Source organism: Collinsella sp. SGI.095, assembly GCF_050314535.1.
In the GTDB taxonomy this organism is placed as follows: domain Bacteria; phylum Actinomycetota; class Coriobacteriia; order Coriobacteriales; family Coriobacteriaceae; genus Collinsella.
On record NZ_JBNPNG010000002.1, the window covers coordinates 36271 to 59082 of the forward strand.

The 22812-nt window shown below is 55.6% G+C and carries 21 protein-coding genes and 2 riboswitches; of the genes, 12 read left to right on the forward strand and 9 right to left on the reverse strand.

Annotation, left to right across the window (positions count from 1 at the left end; all coding sequences use genetic code 11):
- Positions 1 to 82 precede the first annotated feature (82 nt).
- The 4 genes from ACQRCA_RS01015 to ACQRCA_RS01030 are packed head-to-tail and all read left to right on the forward strand — an operon-like array spanning position 83 to position 9022.
- Positions 83 to 3361, forward strand: a complete 3279-nt coding sequence (locus ACQRCA_RS01015) for a helicase-related protein (RefSeq protein WP_427717656.1) — start codon at positions 83 to 85, stop codon at positions 3359 to 3361.
- Positions 3358 to 4128, forward strand: a complete 771-nt coding sequence (locus ACQRCA_RS01020; RefSeq protein ID WP_427717659.1) for a DUF4391 domain-containing protein — start codon at positions 3358 to 3360, stop codon at positions 4126 to 4128. The genes ACQRCA_RS01015 and ACQRCA_RS01020 overlap by 4 nt, the downstream gene beginning before the upstream one ends.
- On the forward strand, positions 4121 to 5986 hold the full coding sequence (locus ACQRCA_RS01025) for a site-specific DNA-methyltransferase (RefSeq protein WP_427717661.1): 1866 nt from the start codon (positions 4121 to 4123) through the stop codon (positions 5984 to 5986). The genes ACQRCA_RS01020 and ACQRCA_RS01025 overlap by 8 nt, the downstream gene beginning before the upstream one ends.
- A 3-nt stretch (positions 5987 to 5989) precedes the next feature.
- The gene (locus ACQRCA_RS01030) at positions 5990 to 9022 is read left to right on the forward strand and encodes a DEAD/DEAH box helicase family protein (RefSeq protein ID WP_427717663.1); all 3033 of its coding nucleotides are present in this window, start codon (positions 5990 to 5992) and stop codon (positions 9020 to 9022) included.
- A gap of 207 nt (positions 9023 to 9229) precedes the next feature.
- Here the strand turns inward: ACQRCA_RS01030 and ACQRCA_RS01035 are convergent, their stop codons facing one another.
- The 6 genes from ACQRCA_RS01035 to ACQRCA_RS01060 all read right to left on the reverse strand — a co-directional run bounded on the left by ACQRCA_RS01035 (position 9230) and on the right by ACQRCA_RS01060 (position 13456).
- On the reverse strand, positions 9230 to 10564 hold the full coding sequence (locus tag ACQRCA_RS01035; RefSeq protein WP_427717665.1) for a hypothetical protein: 1335 nt from the start codon (positions 10562 to 10564) through the stop codon (positions 9230 to 9232).
- A 10-nt stretch (positions 10565 to 10574) separates the two neighbouring features.
- Positions 10575 to 10880, reverse strand: a complete 306-nt coding sequence (locus ACQRCA_RS01040) for a hypothetical protein (protein ID WP_427717667.1) — start codon at positions 10878 to 10880, stop codon at positions 10575 to 10577.
- 215 nt (positions 10881 to 11095) lie between these two features.
- Complete coding sequence (locus ACQRCA_RS01045) at positions 11096 to 11518, reverse strand: hypothetical protein (RefSeq protein ID WP_427717669.1); 423 nt, start codon at positions 11516 to 11518, stop codon at positions 11096 to 11098.
- A gap of 8 nt (positions 11519 to 11526) precedes the next feature.
- Positions 11527 to 11617: riboswitch (SAM riboswitch) on the reverse strand.
- Between the two features lie 421 nt (positions 11618 to 12038).
- Positions 12039 to 12407 carry a type I restriction-modification system subunit M N-terminal domain-containing protein gene (locus tag ACQRCA_RS01050; protein WP_427717671.1) on the reverse strand — a complete coding sequence of 123 codons (369 nt, stop codon included), beginning with the start codon at positions 12405 to 12407 and terminating at the stop codon, positions 12039 to 12041.
- A complete protein-coding gene (locus tag ACQRCA_RS01055; protein WP_427717673.1) occupies positions 12408 to 13241 on the reverse strand; it encodes a GIY-YIG nuclease family protein in 834 nt (277 codons plus the stop codon). It lies immediately after the preceding gene.
- Between the two features lie 2 nt (positions 13242 to 13243).
- The gene (locus ACQRCA_RS01060; RefSeq protein WP_427717675.1) at positions 13244 to 13456 is read right to left on the reverse strand and encodes a YlcI/YnfO family protein; all 213 of its coding nucleotides are present in this window, start codon (positions 13454 to 13456) and stop codon (positions 13244 to 13246) included.
- Between the two features lie 266 nt (positions 13457 to 13722).
- Between ACQRCA_RS01060 and ACQRCA_RS01065 the strand changes: the two genes are divergently transcribed.
- A complete protein-coding gene (locus ACQRCA_RS01065) occupies positions 13723 to 15252 on the forward strand; it encodes a hypothetical protein (protein ID WP_427717678.1) in 1530 nt (509 codons plus the stop codon).
- Positions 15253 to 15595: 343 nt separating this feature from the next.
- On the opposite strand, the gene ACQRCA_RS01070 is transcribed toward ACQRCA_RS01065, so the two are convergent.
- Positions 15596 to 16018, reverse strand: coding sequence for a hypothetical protein (locus tag ACQRCA_RS01070; RefSeq protein ID WP_427717680.1), 423 nt, complete (start codon positions 16016 to 16018; stop codon positions 15596 to 15598).
- Positions 16019 to 16026: 8 nt separating this feature from the next.
- Positions 16027 to 16117, reverse strand: a riboswitch (SAM riboswitch).
- 268 nt (positions 16118 to 16385) lie between these two features.
- Here ACQRCA_RS01070 and ACQRCA_RS01075 point away from each other — a divergent pair.
- The gene (locus ACQRCA_RS01075) at positions 16386 to 17708 is read left to right on the forward strand and encodes an ATP-binding protein (protein WP_427717682.1); all 1323 of its coding nucleotides are present in this window, start codon (positions 16386 to 16388) and stop codon (positions 17706 to 17708) included.
- Between the two features lie 35 nt (positions 17709 to 17743).
- Here ACQRCA_RS01075 and ACQRCA_RS01080 read toward each other — a convergent pair whose 3' ends face one another.
- Positions 17744 to 18433 (reverse strand): hypothetical protein, encoded by a 690-nt coding sequence (locus ACQRCA_RS01080; RefSeq protein ID WP_427717684.1) that lies wholly within the window; start codon positions 18431 to 18433, stop codon positions 17744 to 17746.
- Positions 18434 to 18554: 121 nt separating this feature from the next.
- Positions 18555 to 19208: a helix-turn-helix transcriptional regulator gene (locus ACQRCA_RS01085; RefSeq protein ID WP_427717686.1), complete on the reverse strand. Its 654-nt coding sequence runs from the start codon at positions 19206 to 19208 to the stop codon at positions 18555 to 18557.
- Positions 19209 to 19475: 267 nt separating this feature from the next.
- Here ACQRCA_RS01085 and ACQRCA_RS01090 point away from each other — a divergent pair, with 267 nt between their 5' ends.
- The 6 genes from ACQRCA_RS01090 to rplF all read left to right on the forward strand — a co-directional run bounded on the left by ACQRCA_RS01090 (position 19476) and on the right by rplF (position 22745).
- Complete coding sequence (locus tag ACQRCA_RS01090) at positions 19476 to 20066, forward strand: nucleotidyltransferase family protein (protein WP_427717689.1); 591 nt, start codon at positions 19476 to 19478, stop codon at positions 20064 to 20066.
- A 302-nt stretch (positions 20067 to 20368) separates the two neighbouring features.
- Positions 20369 to 20551, forward strand: a complete 183-nt coding sequence (locus ACQRCA_RS01095; RefSeq protein WP_427717692.1) for a hypothetical protein — start codon at positions 20369 to 20371, stop codon at positions 20549 to 20551.
- Between the two features lie 283 nt (positions 20552 to 20834).
- The gene (gene rplE, locus ACQRCA_RS01100; protein ID WP_154516073.1) at positions 20835 to 21392 is read left to right on the forward strand and encodes a 50S ribosomal protein L5; all 558 of its coding nucleotides are present in this window, start codon (positions 20835 to 20837) and stop codon (positions 21390 to 21392) included.
- A gap of 79 nt (positions 21393 to 21471) precedes the next feature.
- Positions 21472 to 21657, forward strand: coding sequence for a type Z 30S ribosomal protein S14 (locus ACQRCA_RS01105; RefSeq protein WP_022094280.1), 186 nt, complete (start codon positions 21472 to 21474; stop codon positions 21655 to 21657).
- Positions 21658 to 21776: 119 nt separating this feature from the next.
- Positions 21777 to 22175: a 30S ribosomal protein S8 gene (rpsH, locus tag ACQRCA_RS01110; protein ID WP_006235262.1), complete on the forward strand. Its 399-nt coding sequence runs from the start codon at positions 21777 to 21779 to the stop codon at positions 22173 to 22175.
- Positions 22176 to 22208: 33 nt separating this feature from the next.
- Positions 22209 to 22745, forward strand: coding sequence for a 50S ribosomal protein L6 (gene rplF / locus ACQRCA_RS01115; RefSeq protein ID WP_370450587.1), 537 nt, complete (start codon positions 22209 to 22211; stop codon positions 22743 to 22745).
- Positions 22746 to 22812: the final 67 nt, after the last annotated feature.

The window sequence follows — 22812 nt, forward strand, 5'->3', positions numbered from 1 at the left end:
ACTTCGTGGATATGCCTGCGGATAAATTTCGGGGGGAGGCGCTCCGAAGCGGGCGTTCCCTCTCGGTCAATAATGAAATAGCTTGGCACGCCGTCTTAAGGACGGTGTGCTGATGGAGTTTCTCGATAACGTCGGACGCAATCGTCTGGGAGACGCACTCGCTAAATCCATCGATGAGGGAGCCAAGCTTTCAATCATCAGCAGTTACTTTACGGTCTTTGCTTTCTCTGAGCTCAAAGAAGAGCTGGAGAAGCTTGACTCAGTGCGTTTTCTCTTTAGCGAACCTACGTTCGTTAAGCGCATGGCCACCGATAAGGATCCACGCCAGTTTGCCATATCGCAATGCTCGCGCGAGCGTGGCGTGGGCGGCTTGGGTCTCGAGCTCACGCTGCGCAACAATCTCAATCAACGCGCCATTGCCCGTGAGTGCGCCGAATGGGTGCGCGCTAAGTGCGAGTTTCAATCTGCCAAGATGAACGGGGCAATTCAGCCCGGAGGCACCTATATAGTCGAGAACCCCAATGGCGACGACCATGCTTTCATGGGTGCCGCCGCTGACTTTACCCAGGAAGGACTTGGTTACGAGCGCCGCCCCAACACCGTAATGGGCGTAAGCCACTACGAGGGCGCGACGGAAACTGCCGGCCTAAAGGCGATGTTTGAGTCCGTCTGGGATAAGCCTGCGATGGTCGCCGATGTTACCGATGAGGTGGCGGCGCAGGTAGGCACGCTCTATCGTGAGAATCCGCCCGAGTTCGTTTATTTCCTTACGCTTTACCACTTGTTCCGCGATTACCTTTCCGACGAAGATAACGATTTGAGGCCCGGCCTTAAGTTTGAGGAGTCCGTTGTCTGGAACAAGCTCTACGACTTCCAAAAGGACGCCGTGGTGGGCGCCATCCGAAAGCTCGAGAAGTACAAGGGCTGCATCATTGCGGACAGCGTTGGTTTGGGTAAGACCTATGAGGCACTCGCCGTTATTAAGTACTACCAGGAACGCAATGACCGCATTCTGGTACTGGCACCTAAACGCTTGCGCGATAACTGGACGCTGTGGACGCAAGATAACGATGACCGCAACCCGTTGGCGGACGATCGTCTTAACTACACCGTACTCAATCACACCGATCTGTCCCGTTATGCGGGCATGAGCGGCGATGTCGACCTGGAGCACCTACGCTGGGGCCACTATGACCTGCTGGTGATCGATGAGAGCCATAACTTCCGTAACAAGAGCACGGATTCCGAGAAAAAGGACCGTTACACACGCCTCATTGAGGATGTGATTAAGAGTGGACGGCGCACCAAGGTGCTGATGCTCTCGGCTACGCCTGTGAACAATCGCCTGCTGGATCTGCGCAACCAGATTGAGCTCATCACCGAGGGCGATGATGCGTATCTGGCGGATACTGATGGTATTGAGTCGATTACTCAGGTGTGCCGTACAGCACAAGCGCGCTTCAACGAGTGGAGCAAGCTCGACGATGCCGAGCGCACCACCGAGAGCTTCGTCAACGCCGTCAACGCCGATTACTTTAAGCTGCTCGACGTGCTTACCATCGCGCGCAGCCGCAAGCATATCTCTAAGTACTATGGCGCCGCTTCGGGTACGTTCCCGCAGCGTCGCAAGCCCCTCTCTATTACCACGCCAATCGATTTGGCGGGGGAGCTTCCTCCTATCGCTGAGCTCAATGACATGATCGCTCAGCTCACGTTTGCGCAGTATCAGTTGCTTTCTTATGTACGCAGCGATAAGCGTCGTAAGTACGAGGATCGTTACGGCGACACCTGGGGCAAGGACTTTGAGAGCCAGGTCCACCGTACGGGTGCTGTTGCCAACCTTATGCGCGTAAACGTGCTCAAGCGAATGGAATCTTCGGTTAACAGTTTCCGAATCACGCTCTCGCGCATCCTGGTGGGATGCGAGGAGCTTCGCGCGCGGCTCGATGACCCTGCGGCCATGGGAGCGGGAAGCTATGATGCGGCGGGCATCGAGGATGGCATGGACGACGATGATGCCGAGGAAATCGAGCGCGGTGGCAAGGTGCGCGTCGACCTGCGCGATGTCGATGCCTTGCGTCTGGGCAGCGATCTGGACTTTGATATTACCGTGCTGCGCCGCCTACTCGACTATGCCAATGCCGTAACGCCTGAGCGCGATGCTAAGTTGGATGAGCTCTACAAGTTTATAGTCGATAAGGTCAATAACCCCTACAACCCCGGCAACCGCAAAGTGCTCGTATTCACGGCGTTTGGGGACACGGCGGACTATCTATTTGAGCAGCTATCGCCTCGTCTTAAGAACGAACTCGGCCTCGAGTGCGCCGAGGTTGCCGGCAGCGCAAACCGCACCTATTCGCTTAAGTTGCGCCGCACCACCTTCGAGAACATCCTGGCGTACTTTAGCCCGCGCTCCAAGGAGCTGCCCGAGGCGTCTCTCGCCGCTGGTGAAATCGACGTTGTCTTTGCCACGGACTGCATCTCCGAGGGCCAAAATCTTCAGGACTGCGACTGTCTCGTTAACTATGACATTCATTGGAATCCGGTGCGCATTATCCAGCGCTTTGGTCGTATCGACCGTTTGGGCTCCACCAACACGCAAATTCAGCTGGTGGACTTTTGGCCCGACATTGCGCTCGATGAGTACATTCAGCTCGAGAGTCGCGTAAAGGGTCGTATGGCCTTGCTCGACGCCTCAGCCACCGGCGAGGAGAACGTGCTGGAGTCCAAAGCGACGGGCGAGATGAACGACCTCAAGTATCGTCGCCAGCAACTTCAGCAGCTCAAGAGCGAGGTGCTGGACCTAGAGGATATTTCAGGCGGCATCTCGATCACTGACTTCGCCTTTGATGATTTTCGTGTTGAATTGCAGCGCTACGAAAAGGAGCACCCGGGTCTTTTAGAAAACTCGCCGGCTGGTATGCATGCGGTGGCGCGCATTCCCGATGAACTGCGTGGATCCGTGGCGCCGGGCGTGGTGTTCTGTTTGGCGCAAAACGATGAGAATGCGAACCCCAAGGACACGAATCCTACCTTCCCGTATTACGTGGTGTACGTATCGGCCGACGGCGATGTGTTGACCAAACATACACAGCCCAAGCATGCACTCGATATGATGCGCGCCTGTTGTGCGGGTGAATCCGAGCCAATTGCGGAGTTGTGTCGCGACTTTAACCGTGAGACGCGCGACGGCGAGCGTATGGGGGCTTATACCGAGCTTTTGGACAAAGTGGTTGCCACCATTAGCGGCGTGCAGCAGGACAAGGGCATTGAGAGCCTGTTCTCGCTGGGCGAAGTGGGAACGGGCACGAGCCTTGGCTTCGACGATTACTCGCTGATCAGTTTTGCGGTGTTGCGATGAGAGGTTTTGACTGGAACGACGTGTTCTGTTTGCCCGATGCCGCTCTGGCGGGCGATAGACGCATACCCAAGACGGTACTCACGCGCCAAGCTCAGCTTACAAAGACCGAGCAGAAAGTGCTTGATCGTGTAGCCGTGCTTACACACTTTGCCACCGTGCAAAAGTCCACGACGCGCATCGCACCCGTTCAAGATGATGAACACGATATTCAAAGCGTGCTCATCCTTCGGTGCGAGCTGTCTCGTGGGGCGGCTTATGCCGAAGTGGCAAGGCTCGTCCACAAGTGTTTCCCCAATCCGACGGTGATTCTGTTTGGCGGCGAGGACGAGGCTTGCATTTCGCTGGCAACGACGCGTAAGAGCCTTGCTGAGCAGGGTGCCATGGTGATTGATGACGTTGAGTCAACGGGGGCATTCGATCCTGGTGACACACGGTATGCACCGTTTTTGGATGCACTCGCGTTTGAGCAATTGCCACAGGTGAATCTTCTGGTCTATCTGCGCAGCATTGCCTGGGCAGTGCGACTTTCACGCGCGGTTCCGTCTCTAGGATTCTTTCCGACGTGCGCGGAACAGGATTATGAGCGTCTGGAGGGGTTGGTGGCGCGGAGAGATGCGCTTGCCTCCCAAGTAGAGGACACCAAGCGACGACGCCGCGATCGGGAATTGACCCTGAATGAATCTGCGCATCTGCGTATGGAGCTCAAAAAGCTGGAAAAGGAGCTCGGTCAGACGACCGACGAGATAAAGGAGATCTGCAATGGCTAAGATCGAGAAGATGAGTCTCGAGTCCGAAGACCTCGTGGAAGACCGCCTTGCGCGTCTTAAGGAGTTGATGCCCGAGGTATTCACTGAGAGCGGTATCGACTTTGACAAGCTGCGCTTGGAGCTTGGTGACGAGGTCGACGAGGGCCAGGAGCGCTACGCCTTTACCTGGCCTGGCAAGATGGACGCCATTCGTCAGTCGCAAACGCCGAGCACTGCCACGTTGCGCCCTTGCGTTGAGAAGAGCCGTGGCCGCGATGGCGAGGACGGCAGCTTTGACTCTGACAACATCTATATCGAAGGCGATAATCTTGAGGTGCTGAAACTGCTGCAGAGCGGCTATCACGGCAAGGTCAAGATGATCTATATCGATCCACCCTATAACACTGGTAAGGATTTCGTCTACAAAGACAAGTTCGGCGACACGATCGAAAACTACAAGAAGCAGGCAGGGTTGGCCAACCAGTCCAACGCCGATACGAGCGGTCGCTACCACAGCGACTGGTGCTCGATGATGTATCCCCGGCTGAGACTCGCCCGTGAACTTCTAACCGAAGATGGTGTCATCTTTATTAGCATCGATGACAATGAGGACCGCAATTTACGCATCATTTGCGATGAGGTATTCGGGGAGACTAATTTCCTAGCTCAGGTTGTATGGGAAAGAGCTTATTCTCCTATCAATTTAATGAAGCATTTTTCTCCGTCTCATGACTACGTTCTTTGCTATGCAAAGAACGTAGAAATTGCGATTTGCAACGGTATCGCAAGAAGCGATGAAGCGAATAATCGATATGCAAACCCAGACAACGATCCGCGGGGTGTTTGGAAAGCGAGCGATTTGTCAGTTGGCCCCGCAGTTGAAGAGAACATTTACGAGATTAAGACGCCCTCTGGGCGTCTTGTAAAGCCTCCAGCTGGGCGCAGCTGGAGGCTTTCCCGAACTGCGTTTCGGGAAAGGCTCCAGGACAATCGAATATGGTTTGGTCCAAAAGGGGATAACGTTCCCGCTATGAAACGCTTTCTCTCTGAATTGCGCAAGACCGGCGTTACTCCGATGACGATTTGGAAATACGAGGAAGTCGATCATTCTCAGGCCGCCACTCAAAAACTAGCAAAGATGTTTGACGGTAAGAAATACTTTGACTACCCAAAGCCGGTTAAGCTGCTAGAAAGATGTCTTGAACTGTATACGACCCAAGATTGCATCGTTGTTGACTTTTTCTCGGGTTCTGCGACTACTGCACATGCAGCTATGAATTTAAATACTAAAGATGGCGGTAATCGTAAGTACATCATGGTTCAGCTTCCTGAACCAAATTGCTCAAGCCGCGATGCCTTCAAGGACGGCTATGCCACCCTTTGCGATATCGGTGAAGAGCGCATCCGTCGTGCAGGCGATAAGATCAAGGCCGAGATTGAAGATGCCAACGTTCAGCTTAAACTTGGCGAGGAGTCTAAGAAGCTGCCTGACATCGGTTTCCGCGTGTTTTCGCTCGATAATTCTGGCATCGAAAAGCCCCAACCCGGGCAGCTTGTCCTTGACGTGGTCAAGCCCGACCGTTCCGATATGGATATCGTCTTTGAGATGATGCTCAAATGGGGACTCGAACTCACGCTTCCCGTCGAGAAGGAGGAAGTTGCCGGCTATCCCGTATATTCTGTCGCTTGTGGCGAGCTTGTGTGCTGTCTGGCGGACGGCCTTACCATGGAAGCGCTCGATGCTATTGCCGACATGGAGCCGCGCCGTGTGCTCATGCGCGACTCGATCCTTACCGATACGCTCAAGCTCAATGCCGTCCAGGCGTTTAGGCGTGTGGAGGAACGGGCCGGTTACGAGGTACAGCTGAGGACGGTGTAACGCATGGCTTTGGAAATAAAATATTCCGCTGATCAGGAGCACCAGGTCGAGGCCGTCAACGCCGTCTGTGATTTGTTTCGAGGCCAGGAGTTTATGGACTCTGACTTCGTTGCGGAGATGGGTACCGGCATTCTGGAGGGACAGGTTACTCAGGTGGGCCATGCCAACGGCCTTCGGCTCTCGGCGGCCCAGCTCGAGCGTAACCTGCATGTGATCCAAGAAGGTAACGCGCTCGCTCCGTCGAGCGTTGCTACTGACGGGCATCTGCGCGATTTTACCGTCGAAATGGAAACCGGTACGGGCAAGACCTATGTCTATATTCGCACTATCTACGAGCTCAATCGTCGCTATGGGCTGACCAAGTTCATTATCGTGGTGCCGAGTGTCGCCATTCGCGAGGGCGTTAAGAAGAGCTTCGAGAGCACCAAGAAGCACTTCGACATGCTCTATGACAAGGCACCGCTCGAGTGCTTCGTCTATGACTCCAAAGACATGGGGCCGGTGGGTAGCTTTGCCACCTCGAGCTCCATCCAAGTGATGATCATTAATATCGGTGCCTTCGACAAAGATAACGACTTCGATGACGATGAGATCGCCGGGCCCACCGGTGGTCGGGATAAGCGTAACCTGTTCCACCGTCCGAGCGAAAGGCTCATCGGTGGACAAAGTCCGCGCGAGCTTGTAAGCTCATGCAATCCTATCGTCATAATCGACGAGCCGCAGAGCGTTGACTCTACAGCTAAACGCAAAAAGGCTATCCGAAGCCTGAATCCGCTGTTCGTGTTGCGTTATTCGGCAACCCACAAGGAGGCATATAACAAGGTTTATCGCTTGACGCCTGTCGACGCCTTTCAACGCGGACTGGTCAAGGGCATCACCGTCGATTCGGTGCTCTCGCAGGAGGACCTGAATGGCTCGTATGTGAGGCTTGAGTCTACAAAGATTGCCTCGCCCATTACGGCTAAGCTGACAATTGATGTGCGCCAGAAGGATGGTTCTCAGAAGCGCAAAAAGGTAAACGTCAAGACGGGTGACAACCTGTTTAACAAGAGCGGCGAGAATGCCGACTATGAGGCCGGCTGGATTGTGAATAACATCTCCGCCGCTGCTGGCGACGAATGGGTCGAGTTCCAGAACGGCGAACACATCGAGCTTGGTCAGGCCGTTGGTGATGTTGCGGCCGAAGCTATCAAGCGCGCGCAAATCAAGAGCACCATCGAGGACCATCTGCAGCGTCAGCTCGAGCTTGCCCCGCGCGGCATCAAGGTACTTTCGCTGTTCTTTATCGACAAGGTTGAGAAGTACCGCCTGTATGATCCGGTGCGAAACGGCGAGTATGCGCAGATGTTCGAGGAGGAATATACCGCAGCGGTGAATTCGCCCAAGTGGCGCAAGCGCTATGCCGAAGCTGGCGTGAAATTGGATACGGATGCTACTGCGGTACATTCGGGCTACTTCTCGCAGGACGGCAAGGGGCATCTTAAGAATACGTCCGACGCGGCGTCCTCGGCTGCTGACATCTCGACCTTCGAGACTATCATGCGTGATAAGGAGACGCTACTTTCCTTCCCTGCGGACGGCGATGACGACGAGACGCGCGCAAAGAAACGTATCCAGTTTATCTGGAGCCACTCCGCCCTTAAGGAGGGCTGGGATAACCCTAACGTGTTCCAGATCTGCACGCTGGTGGAGACCAAGGACAAGCTGACTAAGCGCCAAAAGATCGGTCGCGGTCTTCGTTTGTGCGTAGATCAGAATGGTGAGCGCTGCTATGACGAAGGCGTGAACGTACTGACTGTCATCGCAAACGAGAGCTATGACTCGTTTGCCAATGGCTTGCAGTCTGAGTTTGAGGAGGATGGCTACAAGTTTGGCATTCTCACCGCTGAGTCTTTCTCGAATGTCGTGGTGGAACGCGAGGACGGAACCGAGGAGCTCTTGGGCTTCCAGAAGTCTAAGGCCGTCTTCGACTCGTTTAAGGACCAGGGGCTCATCGATGATAAGGGCAAGATTACACCCGAGCTCAAGCAGGCGGCCGAGCAGGGTAGTGTCCCTGTTCCCGAGGGTCTGGAAAACGTTAAGACCGAGGTTGAGCGCATTATCCTCAAGAAGGCTCAGAAGCTGCAGATTCGCGACAAGGCCAAAGAGGTTGAGGTTAAGCTCTGCAAGGATGTGACTGCCAACCCTGCTTTCCAGGAGCTTTGGGAGCGCATTCGCAAACGCACACGCTTTGAGGTCGATGTGGACTCCGACAAGCTGGTCGAGGACGCGTGCGAGGAGATTGCCAAGATGCCTGAGGTGAAGGCGCCTGAAATCCTGAGCACGCGTGCGGATCTGACCGTAGATACAGCTGGAGTGAATGCCGAGGCGCGCTCGACCGCGCTCGTGCGAACGGCGGGTCGCGCAGTGTATGACTTGCCCGATCCTATCGCGGAGCTGCAGGATGCCGTCGGTCTTACCCGTGCTACCATCAAGCGCATTCTTGAGGGTTGTGGCCGCTATGACGAGTTTGCTCTCAATCCCGCGTTGTTCCTAGCCCAGGTGGCTTCTAAGGTGAACAAGGTTAAGGCCGTGGCAATTGCCAAGGGCATTAAGTACACCAAGCTGCCCGAGGAAGATTGGTACACGATGAAAGATTTGGACCCTGGTGATCTTAAGGCCTATGTTGGCCAGAACGCTTGGGAGTCCGCGCACCACAAGAGTCTATACAACTACGTTGTCTACGACTCGTCGTCGGTTGAGAAGCCGTTTGCCGTTGAACTTGATCAGGCCGAGGAGATCAAGGTGTTTGCCAAGCTGCCGAGCAGCTTTAAGATCGATACGCCGTTAGGAGCCTACAACCCCGATTGGGCCTACGTGCAAGAGATCGAGGGCGAACATCGCGTGTATTTTGTTACCGAGACTAAGGGCGGCGGAAACAACGATATCCATACGCGCCCGACCGAGCAGGGTAAGATCAATTGTGCCGAGAAGCACTTCGAAGCCATTTGGGAACCTGACTTCTTCTACAACGTAAAGACGACATATCGCTCGTAAGTATTGAGGGGGCGCTGAAGAACCATCTTCAACGCCCCCCCCTATCGTGGACGTTCGGTTGTGATTTCAAGTTTCGCTCGCACCATTGCAATCTTGTGTGCGTAGTATCAGGAAGAAGGCTAGACTGCGAGGGGCATCGGTCTTATGCGGCTAATGGGCTGGAAGGGCTTTCGGCATGAATGGGACGGGAGGGTTCAACTTCTAGTTTTAAGCGAAGATGAACTCAAAATCCTCCATATCCTCAAGCCTCTCTTCGGATGATTTCGCAATCTCCTGCAGCTCGAGATCAAGTGCTTGCATGATGTGCTTGTGTCTGAGATTGGGCTTCTTCACCAAAGACCACTTCAGCTGCCCCATGGCGTAAACGGCGAAGGTAGCCATCTCAGGGTAGCTGAGCTCCATTGGATTCTTCGAGAAGTATATCCTGCCAGCATCGATACCCGCGGCAACTGAATGTGCCAGGAACAGCATGGTGGCGAGCTTAGGATGTTTCTCCCTGTTCTTGGAGAACGGGATGGACTCCTTCACGCTATGCCCCTCATGGATTCGTTTGGAGAAGTATGAGGCTCGCACCGCGATCTCGGCGAGCATGGTGGGGATGCTCTGTGCGCAGAAGTGTTCGAAGTCGTAGCCTTCGTAGTACATGCCTTGGACAATCTCAGCGACTGTTTGCTTCTCTGTCCCAAGTTCGCCAAACTGCATAATATTGAACAGCCCCATGAGGGGCGCCGGGAGACCCATGGCGGTGTTCACATCGGTTTTGAGATGGATGAACTGCCTGATGAGGGCTTCGGCAACGGTCGATGCCTTGCGATCTGTGTATCTGCCAATTTGTTGAACTACTACGTTGCCGGTCTTGTCGACGGTGGTAATGGTTCCGTTGAGGATGTCTCCCACGCCCACTACAAAACCCAGCAGCGGGTCATGGCCTAGCGAGTAGAGCCTGTGCATCGTAGGGTATAGTCCTTCAACCCACGTTTCGGTAAAGCCGGCATTATATTGTGCGTCATACGGGACCTTTGCTACGGGCGTTGCGGAGAGCTTCTTCATTTCGTCTTCGGGAAGCCATTTCTTAAACTGGTCGCGGACGTAGTTCTCAAGGGGCTGTGCTCGTAAGCCCTGTTCATGAGTTCTAGCGGGAACGCCGACTAGGAACATGTCCACTGCGGCAGCTAGAATTCCCGACATCACTGCAATGCCGATGTCAAACTTGTCAAGGCGATGCTGTGCGGCGAATTCCTCATTTAGAGCGGCGAGTTTGCTGTCAACTTCGTCACAGTCTGACTGTGTCAGGAGGCTGTCGAGTCTATCGTCTTCCGAAACGGATTTGTTCGCTTGTGTTGCCATATCATTCCAGGTTGGAACGACAATGAGTGACGATGTGTATTCCTCGGCCCCAGTTTCATCCTCGGGAGTGAGGCTATCTTCCACATTTGTCTCTTCGAGAAGCTCAGCATTTGCCACGAGTGTAGCGATGCGATTCTCATGATCTAGGAGGATCTCTTCGATTTCCCTATGCGGGCCCTTCTTTTTCCTAAACATGGGAGATCTCTCAATCTAGTTCCTCGGCGTTTTTCGAAAGCGATTCCTTCTGTATCTCGAGCTTTCTGATTTTTGTTTCGAGTTCTCGTATCTTTCTTTTATCTCTGAAACTTTTCTTCTGTATTGACTCAAGCGCTATGAGTTTGGCTTCTTGCTTCCTGATTATTTTTTGAAGCTTCGAAAACTCTTTCTCTGCTTCGTGCTTCTCTAGGCTTTTTCCGAGGAAGAGGCCCGCAGCAAGGGTGCCAAGTGGTGTGACGATCCTCTTCCAGTTCTTGCTCAGGAACTGGAGTGCTTTATTGAAAAATGATCCCATCGACTCGCTCCCTGGCAATGACTGAATCCGTTTACACATTTTACCTTGAACCCTGTGCCACTGACTCAGTTGCCGGCTCATTGGGGGCGATCGATGGCGATCGGTGAGTGTTCGGCGGTTTGGATATACTTGCAGAGCTCACGTGGAGTGGATTGCTTTCAGCTTAATTGGTGAGGCGGCGGCGCCGACAGTTCGATAACGCCACCGCTCTGTCTCTAAACCCCCGCGATCCCGCGCGCGGCACTCAGCAGCTCGTACTCCCTCTGGCTCCACTGGTGCAGCCCGGCCGCGCGCACGGCGTCGCGGCACAGGTCCAGGAATACCTCGGCTTCCTCGTAGAAGCACTCGCGGGCAAAGGCGCCAGATCCGTCCGCAACGCACATGCCGTCTGCAAACAACTTCCAACTCGACGGCTCGCACGAGTCATCTCCGAGCAGCTTGATCTGTAGTACGTGCGGGTCGCCGGCGGCGCAGAGCTCTTCCTCGAGCTTCTGTACCGTAAAGCGCATCTGGTGGGAGAGGCTGCTCTTGACCATGGCCGAGGCATAGCCGCTCGGTGCGTCCAGAAGATGCATTCGTTTTGGCTTGGCTGCCAGGTTGTGGAAATTGCGCTCGCTGCGCACGGAGAAATTGTCCATACGGACTCCTTTCATCGATGTTGGCAGGGCCACCGTGCCTCTTGGCCGGTTGGCGTCGGGATCGTGGAGCCAACTCTCTACCCCGACTCTGGATAAAACGCGCCCGCTCCTTGCGGGCACGATGGAGTCTATCAGCGCGCGCGGACACAAATCAAGCGCGCCTGCGAAATGATGTGCAGACGGCGCTTGATTACGCGGCAATTATTCGGCCAACATTCGGAAAAGTGTCGAAATCAGCCTTATAATAGTACGGAAAAGTGTCAAATTCGAGCCGCCCAAATTACGGAAAAGTGTCGAATCGACCGTCATTCAACTACGGAAAAGTGTATCCTAGTGCTAAAACAGCATGTAATAAGGGGTGCGCTTATGCTGCAGAGAAAAGCGAAAGCGCAGTTTGAATCTTGGCTTGCCTCGTCGCCTAACAAGGCTCTTTTGGTCAAGGGCGCCCGACAGGTAGGAAAGTCATATCTGGTCAACGTCTTTGCAAACGAATCGTTCGAAAATGTCGTGACGTTCGACCTTATCGCCGACGCGTCCGTGCGCGGCGTGCAGGATCGATATTGCGGCTGAAAGCGGAAAGCGCGTTGCGAACGTTCGAAATCTCGAAGTCGCCGCCCTTTGCCACCCAGGTGGAGAAGAGGTTGTCGTAGGCGATGAAGTAGCCGCACTCGCCCTTGACGAACTCGACTGTCTCCTCGTCGTCTTCCACCAGGCTGGGCAGGTTCTCCTCGGCGAAGTCGCGCGCCTTCAGGCGGGCAACCTCGGTCTCGGACAGGAACTTGTAGAAGATGAATCCCAGAATGTAGTCCTTGTACTCGTTAGCCTCGATCTTGGATCGCATCTTGTTGGCGGACTCCCATATCTTGGAGGCCAGCTGCTGCTTGTTCATCTAGTTTTCCTCACTTCTATAGACTTGGTTGAGCGTTTCTCCGTCGTCGTTTACCCATTCGATCCAGCCGTTCTGGCTGCCGCCGAGCACGAACACCGCTGCGGCGCTGGGCGTCGGGAACTCGAGGTCCTCGACGAGTTCTGCGATGCCGCCCGAATCGCCGAAGATTGCCCTGCGCACGGCCGCGACGCCCGCGTTTTTCAGCACGGGCCTCGAGAGATTAACTTTCGAGCCGGCGAGCACGGTGAAGCGCCCGGTGGCCTTGTCGTAGCGCCCCGCTCCGCGTATGCCATTCTGCTTCGTGTGGAAGATTGCCGGCGCACCCGCGGGACCCTGGTCGACCCCGTCGAGGTCGTACCCCAGAGCCGCCATCCTGAAGAGGATCCTCTCGTGCAGGCGCTCGACGGCCTCTTCCTTGTACGGGTCGACGTAGGGCTTGGGCGTCGCCGAGTTGTCGGTCTCGTACGAGCCGTGGGTGCGCACGTAGTCGATGGCCTTCGCTTCGAGGACGTCCAGCGCATCCCTGCTGATGTTCTGGTCGTCATCGAGGAACATGATGGCCTTGTTCCAGAACTCCTTCTTTGCCTTGTGTGCGTCGAGCCGGGCGATGCCCTGGGTCGTCTGTCCGGCGTAGACGCGGCTCACGTTGCCGTGGTCCTCGTCGAGCAGGTAGTAGATGCCGCACTGCGGGATGTTCGGCAGCGACTTCGCCTCGGCGAGGTCTTCCCTCGGAACGACGACGGTCACAAGCGACTCGCCGTCGATGCGGCAGATGCGGATGCGGTTCGGCTGCGCGTCTATGAGCTGGACGGTGAGAGTCTTGACCCGGATCATGCTCACGCCCCTTTCTTCGCGAGCTCTTCGATCATGCACGTGCGCACGAAGGCGGAGAAGCTCATGCCCCGCAGGGCCGCCGCCTCCTTCGCAGCGTCGCGCAGGGTGTCGGGGATGCGAAGGGTCACGGAGACCTGGTCACCGTCCACCAGGAAGCTTCTGATCTCGGTCTCGTCGGGGTTGCTCTTGATGAGCTGCTTGTAGCTATCGGGCATCTGCGCTCCCATCGCTCGAAATGCAATACAAATGCGTTCGCAACATTATACTGCGACAAGTTTTGGGGCGAAGAAGGGCTCAAGAGTTTCTAGACTCTTTGGCCTAAAACACCGAGACTTGCGTCGCCACAAGGCTTACTGTATGTAACGGGGTCTGCAAACTTCCCGAATTCAATTGCCCTGATGAAGTATTACGCAAGTGCATCGAGGGGATATACAACTACTTCTATGGCATGGACCGCGCGGCATAGTTGTTGGAGGATGCAATGACGATCGACTTGCAAAAGTGTTTAGATAACCGCGAAGGCTTTCTCGTTACGGGAACTCATGACGAACTGGCCGAGCTCGTATTCTCAGATGAGTCGGATGAGTACGCTTTTGTGGGCGCTCGCGGTTTCTTTGACACCGGTAAGAAGCGCAGTCTTATTCCGGATGGTTACATCCTGCGCGGCGCCTTTGAGCTCGGGGACATCCTGTCTGGGACTTCGCTTTTCCTCATGCTTTATGTTTTCGCACGACCCGGCTTCGGAGAGTGTCGATTTTCGACGCTCAAGCTCAAGAAACCGCTTGTCGCCAAGGCACGTGGCTCGCGTAAGACTGACGGTCTCTGCAAGATTCCGGTCGATCGCTTCAGCGACGATTTCCTCGCATATCTTCGGGCGGTCGAAGACTATGCAAATGGAGGGGCTCCTGACTGTCCATCCAAGTGTGGAGCTTTTTTCGGTATGCCTCCAAGCGAACTTATAGAAGGAAGATTTACCCCCGCGTTCTATTCTCCTCGAAATCGTAAGATACGTAGCACGCTTGCGAGTTCAAAGACCGTAGAGCTTTCGGAAGTCGCCAACATTCTTATGCCGCGAAAGGTTACTGACGCCGCCAGAAATGTCTTGGTTCTCAGGCCAAGAAATATTAGATTCCCAGTTGATCTTGACTCATTGGAGCGGGGCGAGGCAACAACGGTGCCCCTGCGCAAGGGTGATATTGTCATGTGCCTCATTGGCGAGGAGAATCACGCCATCGTCTTTGACCGCGATGGGCAAGAGCCCGTTTATGCGGGCACGAGCATGGCTGTTATTCGTGCCAACGGGATATCTCCGGAGTACCTCTGCTTCTACCTTTCCAGCGATATCGCAAAGCAGGCCCTGTCATCGTTGGCAGGTGGCGTCATCATGAAGCGTCTAGCGCTTCGCGACCTCAGTGTTTTTCCCGTTGTCGAACCATCGATGGACGAGCAGTACTATCTCACCGAATATGCCATCCTGTCCGGACGTGCTCCGAGGAACTACCAAGACCTCGAAGGCCTAAAGGGTGCGGAACCGTCTGCGGCGGAAGAGATCCTTAACGCCGAAATCGCCGATAGGATTCAGGCATATAACGAGGAACAGTTACGCACTTTCCTTTCCTCGGACATCCGTGAGCTAAATACTTGTTTTTCGCACGGCGCTTATAAGGCGGCAATCATTCTTGCCGGTTCCATTCTTGAGGCGGTTCTTATCGACTGGATTTCCGAAATCAAGCACGTTAACTACTTTGCGGAAAAGTATATGGTGCGGGACAGGAAGAGCGGCAGGATGAAACCCGCGGCCCTTATCGACTACATCAACGAGATTAAGTATCTGGAGAGGCCTCGTTGGATGAAGGAGGCGGACATGGCTCACCAGATTCGCAAGAAGAGGAATCTGGTCCATGCGAAACTTTGCATCGCGGCGGATGAGGTGAACGAAGAAACCGCGCGTATGGTTATCGAGTATCTCGACAAGGTTCTTCGAACCAGAGGGGCACACTGTCTAGGCTGATTTTGCTGAACTACACTCTCTCGTACCAAGCATTCAACCATCTCTCATCAGCCCTTCCAAGCCGCATGTCGCTCGAAATGTCGACGCAATCGTTGCTGGGTGCCGGTACTTCGGCAATCAGGTCGCGGAAGGCGGGCATGTCGTGATTGGCGAGCTATCGGCCGTTGCATATGCCGTTGTGGTTGCCCAGTTTAGATTACTGACACTTGTGTATGTCAAAAGGCATACACAAGTGTCAGTTTTTTGACACCGTGTGGCCTATGTGGCCGCGCGCGACGGTGGCTAAGGGCTACGGTATTGTCGTTTTGGCGACATTGGGGTGCGCAAGTCTATTTCCGCCTGTCTACATCCCCGCGATCCCGCGCGCGGCACTCAGCAGCTCGTACTCCCTCTGGCTCCACTGGTGCAGTTCGGCCGCGCGCACGGCATCGCGACACAGGTCCAAAAACACCTCGGCTCCCTCGCAGAAACACTCGCGGGCAAAGGCGCCGGATCCGTCCGCAACGCACGCGCCGTCGGCAAACAGCTTCCAACTCGACGGCTCGCGCGAGTCGTCTCCGAGCAGCTTGATCTGCAGCACGTGCGGATTGCCGGCGGCGCAGAGCTCTTCCTCGAGCTTCTGTACCGTAAAGCGCATCTGGTGGGAGAGGCTGTTCTTGACCATGGCCGAGGCATAGCCGTTCGGCTCGTCTAGAAGATGCATTCGTTTTGGCTTGGCTGCCAGGTTGTGGAAATTGCGCTCGCTGCGCACGGAGAAATTGTCCATACGGACTCCTTTCATCGATGTTGGCAGGGCCACCGTGCCTCTTGGCCGGTTGGCGTCGGGATCGTGGAGCCAACTCTCTACCCCGACTCTGGATAAAACGCGCCCGCTCCTTGCGGGCACGATGGAGTCTATCAGCACGCGCGGACAGAAATCAAGCGCCGCCTGCGAAATGATGTGCAGACGGCGCTTGATTACGCGGCAATTATTCAGCCAACATTCGGAAAAGTGTCGAAATCGGCCTTATAATAGTACGGAAAAGTGTCAAATTCGAGCCGCCCAAATTACGGAAAAGTGTCGATTCGACCGTCATTCAACTACGGAAAAGTGTATCCTAGTGCTAAAACAGCACGTAATAAGGGGTGCGCTTATGCTGCAGAGAAAAGCGAAAGCACAGTTTGAATCTTGGCTTGCCTCGTCGCCTAACAAGGCTCTTTTGGTCAAGGGCGCCCGACAGGTAGGAAAGTCATATCTGGTCAACGTCTTTGCAAACGAATCGTTCGAAAATGTCGTGACGTTCGACCTTATCGCCGACGCGTCCGTGCGCGATTCGTTTTTGGCGGCGAAAAGTGCGGACGACCTGCTTATGCGCATGTCTATCGCTGCGACGCAGCCGATGGTTGCGAACAAGACCGTCGTGGTTATCGACGAGGTGCAGCGATGCCCCAACGTAGTGATGTTTATCAAATACCTGGTCCAGCGCGGCGACTTTCGATACATCCTTACCGGATCGCTCCTTGGCGTTGAGCTCGAGGGCATCGATTCCCTGCCGGTGGGCTATGTCGAGCAGGTCCAGATGTATCCCCTCGACTTTGAGGAGTTTTGCTGGGCAAATGGCGTTGGTGCCAGCGTGTTTGACATGCTCAGGGGCTGTCTTAAGGATGAGGAGGAGCTCCCCGGCTACCTGTATGACCGCTTGCTCGATCTGTTCCATCAGTATGTGGTGGTGGGAGGCATGCCCGACGCGGTCAATTCCTTCTTGGCGACGCGCAATGTCGACGAGGTTCGAAACATCCACCGCGATCTTCACGCCCTGTATCGCGATGACATCGCAAAGTACGCTCCGCCCGAGCTACGCTTGGTTATTCGCGATATCTACGATCTGATTCCCAGCGAGGCTGGCTCCAAAAACAAGCGATTCAAGCTGTCGTCGATTAACGGCGTCAAACGTTTTTCGCAGGTGACAGATCATTTTCTCTGGTTGTCGGAGGCAGGCGTTGCGCTTCCTGTGTATAACGTAACGGCGCCCGTGGCACCCCTTTTATTGGGGGAGCAACGAAATCTGTTTAAGCTGTTTTACTTGGACACCGGAATGCTCATGTCGTCGTATTCCAAGAAGGTTGCCCAAGGGGTATTTGATGGAGAGGCAGAAGGCCCCTTTGGCATGAATATGGGGGCGGCGTTTGAGGGCTTTGTCGCGCAAGAGCTCAAAGCTCATGGATTTAGATTGCGCTACTTTACGTCCAAAAAGGTCGGCGAGCTCGATTTTGTGGAAGAGACGCTCGATGGGGAAGTGCTCGCCATCGAGGTCAAGTCGGGCAAGAGCTTTAAGTCCCATGCGGCGCTCGATAACGCACTGGCAACGAAGGGCTACGGAATCGATCGCGCCCTGGTGCTTGCGGAATGTAATCTTCACCGCGATGGTGACGTGCTGTATCTGCCCATCTTTATGGCAGGGCTTTTGGAGCCGTAGCGCACCGCTGACTATGTGGTCGCCCCCAACCCTCGCTACTCGTCCCCGTCGTTGGGGTCGCCCTTGAGGTTGTTGACGTCGAGGTAGTCGTTGCTCTCGTTCTCTTTTTGCTGCGTTGCCGATTCGGACTCGACAGGGCTGCGGAACAGCTGGAATCCCTCAAACGCAATGACCCCAAGCAGCACCACGACGATCGCTATAAAGATAATCTTTGCTACCGGATTGAAATCCAAAAAGCGCGGCGCCTCTTCCGCGGCGTAGTAGTCGCCATAATAATCGTCGTTGTCAGTGTGGCTATCGGTGTATGAGGATGTGGGTATAGCTTGCGCATGGTCGTCCGGCTCGTATTCGGAAGTGGACGCGGCGACAAGTGGATTTACCGGCTCGCCGAGTGTCGGCGCGCCGGCAGATGTTTCGTCCAGATCGGCATCAGCCCAGGAATCGAAGGCAAACTGACGGGTCGCAAAGTCGTCGAGATCTGCAATGGGCGGTTCGGGCGCAAGATGCTGCGCCGCGGCGATAAACGATGCCGTCTCGGAAGGATCGCCTGCCGAATGGGTTCCGTCGCCCATGAGCTCGTCGGCGGTCCAGGGGCGGTCGCTCATCACGTCGTCGAGGCTCAACGCAAACAGATCGTCTTCGCCCTCGTCAAACGCGCGTTTCGCATGCCTGGCGGCAGAAGCGAAGCCTCCGTGGCCGTTGCGCGATGCGTTGCTCGACCCCATCTTGTTCCATCCTTTCGAACTGTCTCGTCCTTCGATTATATGGAACTTGCCTTGCGGCCGAGTCTTGGATTCGTGCATTCCAGAACTCACGCCCAAAAGGGGAGGGGCGCAGGCGCACTGACTATTTGTCGCCGGCGGCAGCCTTTGCCTCGTTGAGGTAGCTATAGAAGCTGTACTTAGAGATGCCAAAGAACTCGCAGGCACGCTCGCTCGACTTGGAAATGAGGAAGGCGCCGCGACGGTCGAGGTAGCCAATGGCGCGAATGCGCTCATCCTTGGTCATAAGGGCTGCGGGCTTGCCCACGTATTGCTCGCACTCGCGCAGCAGATCTTCGAGCAAGTCGCCGATGGTTTTGGTAATGGGCTCGGGCTCGGTGTAGCCCGTGCCGTCGGTGCCGGTAAAGGCATCGAGCGAGCGCTCAAAAGCTTTCATGAGCGTAATGTCAAAGTTAATGCCCAAAATGCCGACAGGCTTGCCCTCGTCGTTGCGGATAAAGATGGTCGAGGACTTAAGCAGCTTGCCATCGGCGGTTTTGGTGAGGTATGGCTCGCGGTCGTGCACGTCGGTGGTGTCCTCGTGCATGGACTCAAACACAATATGGCTGGGACCGTCACCCAGTTTGCGCCCGCTTACATGGCCGTTTTCGATCACCACGATAGAGTGATCCACGTCCTCGGTCTCCAGGTCGTGGACGACGACTTCGCAGTTGGGGCCAAACTGGAGCGCCAGGCCGTGTGCAAGGCGCTTATAAAACTCAATCTGTGCGGGGGTCATGGGTGCCTTCCTAAAAATTAGTTTGGGCACACTTTGCCATAAACCCCACTTGTTCGCAAATAACGAAAGTGTCGCTGCGTTATGAGCGCAACGCCGTCCGTTGGTTTCAGGCCTAAAGCCGGGTTGAGGTAAGCCATGTAAAGGGGGCGCTCTGCCAACCGGCGGGGTGCCCCCTTTTTGCATCGTGGGCGTGCGGGATAGGCGCTTTCGATGTAGGTGCCCCGCGGCGCGCGTTATGGGTACGATGGCTTCAGGGGAGGTATCGCCATGAAACTTGGATGCGTCATTATGGCTTCGGGCGAGGGCAAGCGGTTTGGCTCTAACAAGATGCTTGCCGATATCTATGGCGAGCCGCTGATTCAGCGGACGATTGAATCGGTGCCCGGGGGATTTGACATTGTTGTTACGACGCGCTGGCCCGAGGTTGCTCAGATTTGCGAGGACAAGCATTGCCCGTGCGCGCTGCACGAGGGCGAGCTGCGCAGCGAAAGCGTCCGTGCGGGCCTTTCGTGGGGAGTCGATCACAACTGGAAAGGTTGCCTCTTTTTGCCGGGCGACCAGCCGCTCGTGAGTTCGGATTCCTTTGAGGCACTCGCCGGTGCTTTTAAGGCCAACGGCGGTGTCGCGCCCGTGCGTCTTGCCCTGAACGGCGAGCCGGCCTCTCCGGTGCTGTTCCCCGCGAGCTTCTTTCCTAACCTTATGGGGCTTAAGGGCAAGGACGGCGGATCGTCGCTGCTGCGCGGCCGTGCCGATATCCAGTTGGTCGAGGCACGTGCCTACGAGCTGTGGGATGTCGACACCGCCAAGGGCCAGCGCCGCGTCTCAGAACACGTTGCGGCCTGCTACGCGCCTCGCTAGCAGGGGGTGCCGCCAGGGTAGCTAATTTGGGACGGGGCTCTTTTAGCTACCCTGCCTGCTCGATGATTTTTCTGGGACGGGGACTAAAAAATCATTAGGTACGCAATGATTTTTAAATCCCCGTCCCAGAAAAATCATCTCGAGGCGTTCGCTCACTGTTGGGTAGCTAAAAGAGCCCCGTCCCAAATTAGCTACCCCAGCCCTCTGCCGTATGCGGGTCAAAATGCTACCTGTGCCATATGCCCTATAATGTCCGCCCGTTGGGCGGCATAGGGCCGCTGCCTAGGGTATGGGAGGCGCAAATGGCAGAGTCGGTGGCAGGGGACGCCCTGTTCGAGCGTACGGGAAAAGTTTCGTTTGTGCAGGTATTGCCCCATGCACTGCAGCATGTACTGGCGGCATTCGCGGGTATCGTCACGCCCGCTATCATCATCGCGTCGGTCTGCGGCTTCACGCCTCAAGAGGAAGCCGATGAGTTGCGGTGAAATACGGATTGTTTAAGCCGGTTAAGCCGTCAAACAGTCCCTATTTCACCGCAACTGTTTTTTGGGACCCATTTGTGCGAGGGAGTTGTGGAGTTGTGCAGGCAGACGATGTTTTTCTGGAAATACGCACCCAATGCGCGTATAGTACCGATTGTTTTGTCGGCTCCTGCTGCGTCGAGTCCAAACCGCGAAATGCCATGAGCGGCGCGGATGCAGTCAGGAGGCACGAGGACAACCCACCGTGGCCACGCCCCGTGCTTAAAACCCCAAGAAGGAGTGAACAATGGCAGAAGAGAAGTATGTGCCGCGTCTGAAGGCCAAGTACAACAACGAGGTCAAGCAGCAGCTTCAGGACAAGTTCCAGTACGAGAACGTCATGATGATCCCCAAGTTTGAGAAGATCGTCGTGAACATGGGTGTCGGCGAGGCCGCTACCGATTCCAAGGCCATCGACGGTGCCGTGCGCGACCTGCGCGCCATCACCGGCCAGCAGCCGATGATCACCCGTGCCCGCAAGTCCATCGCTACCTTCCGCCTGCGCGCTGGTATGCCGATCGGCTGCAAGGTTACCCTGCGTGGCGACCGTATGTGGGAGTTCTTCGATCGTCTGACCTCCGTCGCTATCCCCCGTATCCGCGACTTCCGCGGCATCTCCGCCAAGAGCTTCGACGGCCGTGGTAACTTCTCCATGGGCGTCACCGAGCAGCTCATCTTCCCCGAGATCGACTTTGACTCCGTCGATCACCAGCGTGGTATGGACATCACTTTCGTGACCACCGCCAACACCGATGAGGAGGCCAAGGCCCTTCTGGACGCCTTTGGTTTCCCGTTCAAGAAATAGGTTCACCTGCCCTATAAGCGCCGTTCCAACAAGGGGGCGGCGCTTGGGGCGAACAATACTCTATGTGAGGAGGATATAAGTGGCTAAGACATCGATGATCGTCAAGTGCAATCGCAAGCAGAAGTTCTCTACTCGTGAGTACACGCGCTGCCAGCGCTGCGGCCGTCCGCACTCTGTGTACCGCAAGTTCGGCCTGTGCCGTGTCTGCTTCCGCGAGCTTGCACTCAAGGGCGAGCTTCCCGGCGTTAAGAAGGCCAGCTGGTAAGTCACTACCAGCGTTTCAAGCATCCGTTTGGAACAGGGAAAACGTGCTAGTTAGGCTTTGCCGTTAAGGGCGGCGAAGAACCAAGAGCACGTGTTCATCAAGAACGAAGGAGAATCTGTATGAACCTTACAGACCCGATCGCAGATATGCTTACGCGCATTCGTAACGCTAACTCTGTGAACAAGGCCACGGTCTCCATGCCGAGCAGCAAGAAGCTCGTCGAGATCGCTCGTGTTCTGCACGAGGAGGGCTACATCGAGGGCTACGATGTCGAGGACACCGTTCCCCAGAAGACTCTGCACATCACGCTTAAGTATGGTCCCAAGAAGGCTAAGGTCATCAACGGCATCCGCCGCATTTCCAAGCCGGGCCTGCGTAAGTACACCGGCGTTGCCGACATGCCCCGCGTCCGCGGTGGCCTTGGTACCGCCATTATTTCCACCAGCCATGGCGTCATGACCGACCGCGATGCTCGCAAGCACAACGTCGGCGGCGAGATCATCGCTTACGTCTGGTAATTCGCTCGGTAGGTAGAAGGAAAGGAGATCACCGTGTCTCGTATCGGTAATAAGCCTGTCCAGATTCCCGCCGGAGTCGAAGTGGCAGTCAACGGCAACAACGTTGTCGTCAAGGGCCCCAAGGGCCAGCTCGAGCTCGATGTCTATGAGAAGCTCGCTATCAATATCGAGGACAACGTCCTCACCGTTTCCCGTCCCGACGACGAGCGTGAGACCCGTGCCCGCCACGGCCTCACCCGCGCCCTCATCCACAACATGGTTGTTGGCGTTTCCGAGGGCTTCGAGAAGAAGCTCGAGCTCGCCGGCGTCGGTTACCGCGTGCAGCAGAAGGGCAAGAACCTCGAGTTCTCCCTGGGCTTCTCGCATCCCGTGATCGTCGAGGCTCCCGAGGGTATCACCTTCGAGGTTCCCGACAACACCCACGTGAACGTCAAGGGTATCAACAAGCAGCAGGTCGGTCAGATCGCCGCTGAGATCCGCGGCCATCGTCCTCCCGAGCCTTACAAGGGCAAGGGTATCCACTACGTTGGCGAGCACATCCGCCGCAAGCTGGGTAAGGCCGCCAAGTAGTCGTAACCGACTCACTCGCATAAGACCAGCACCCCGTTAGGTGCTGGCAAGATCAACCTTTTTAGGA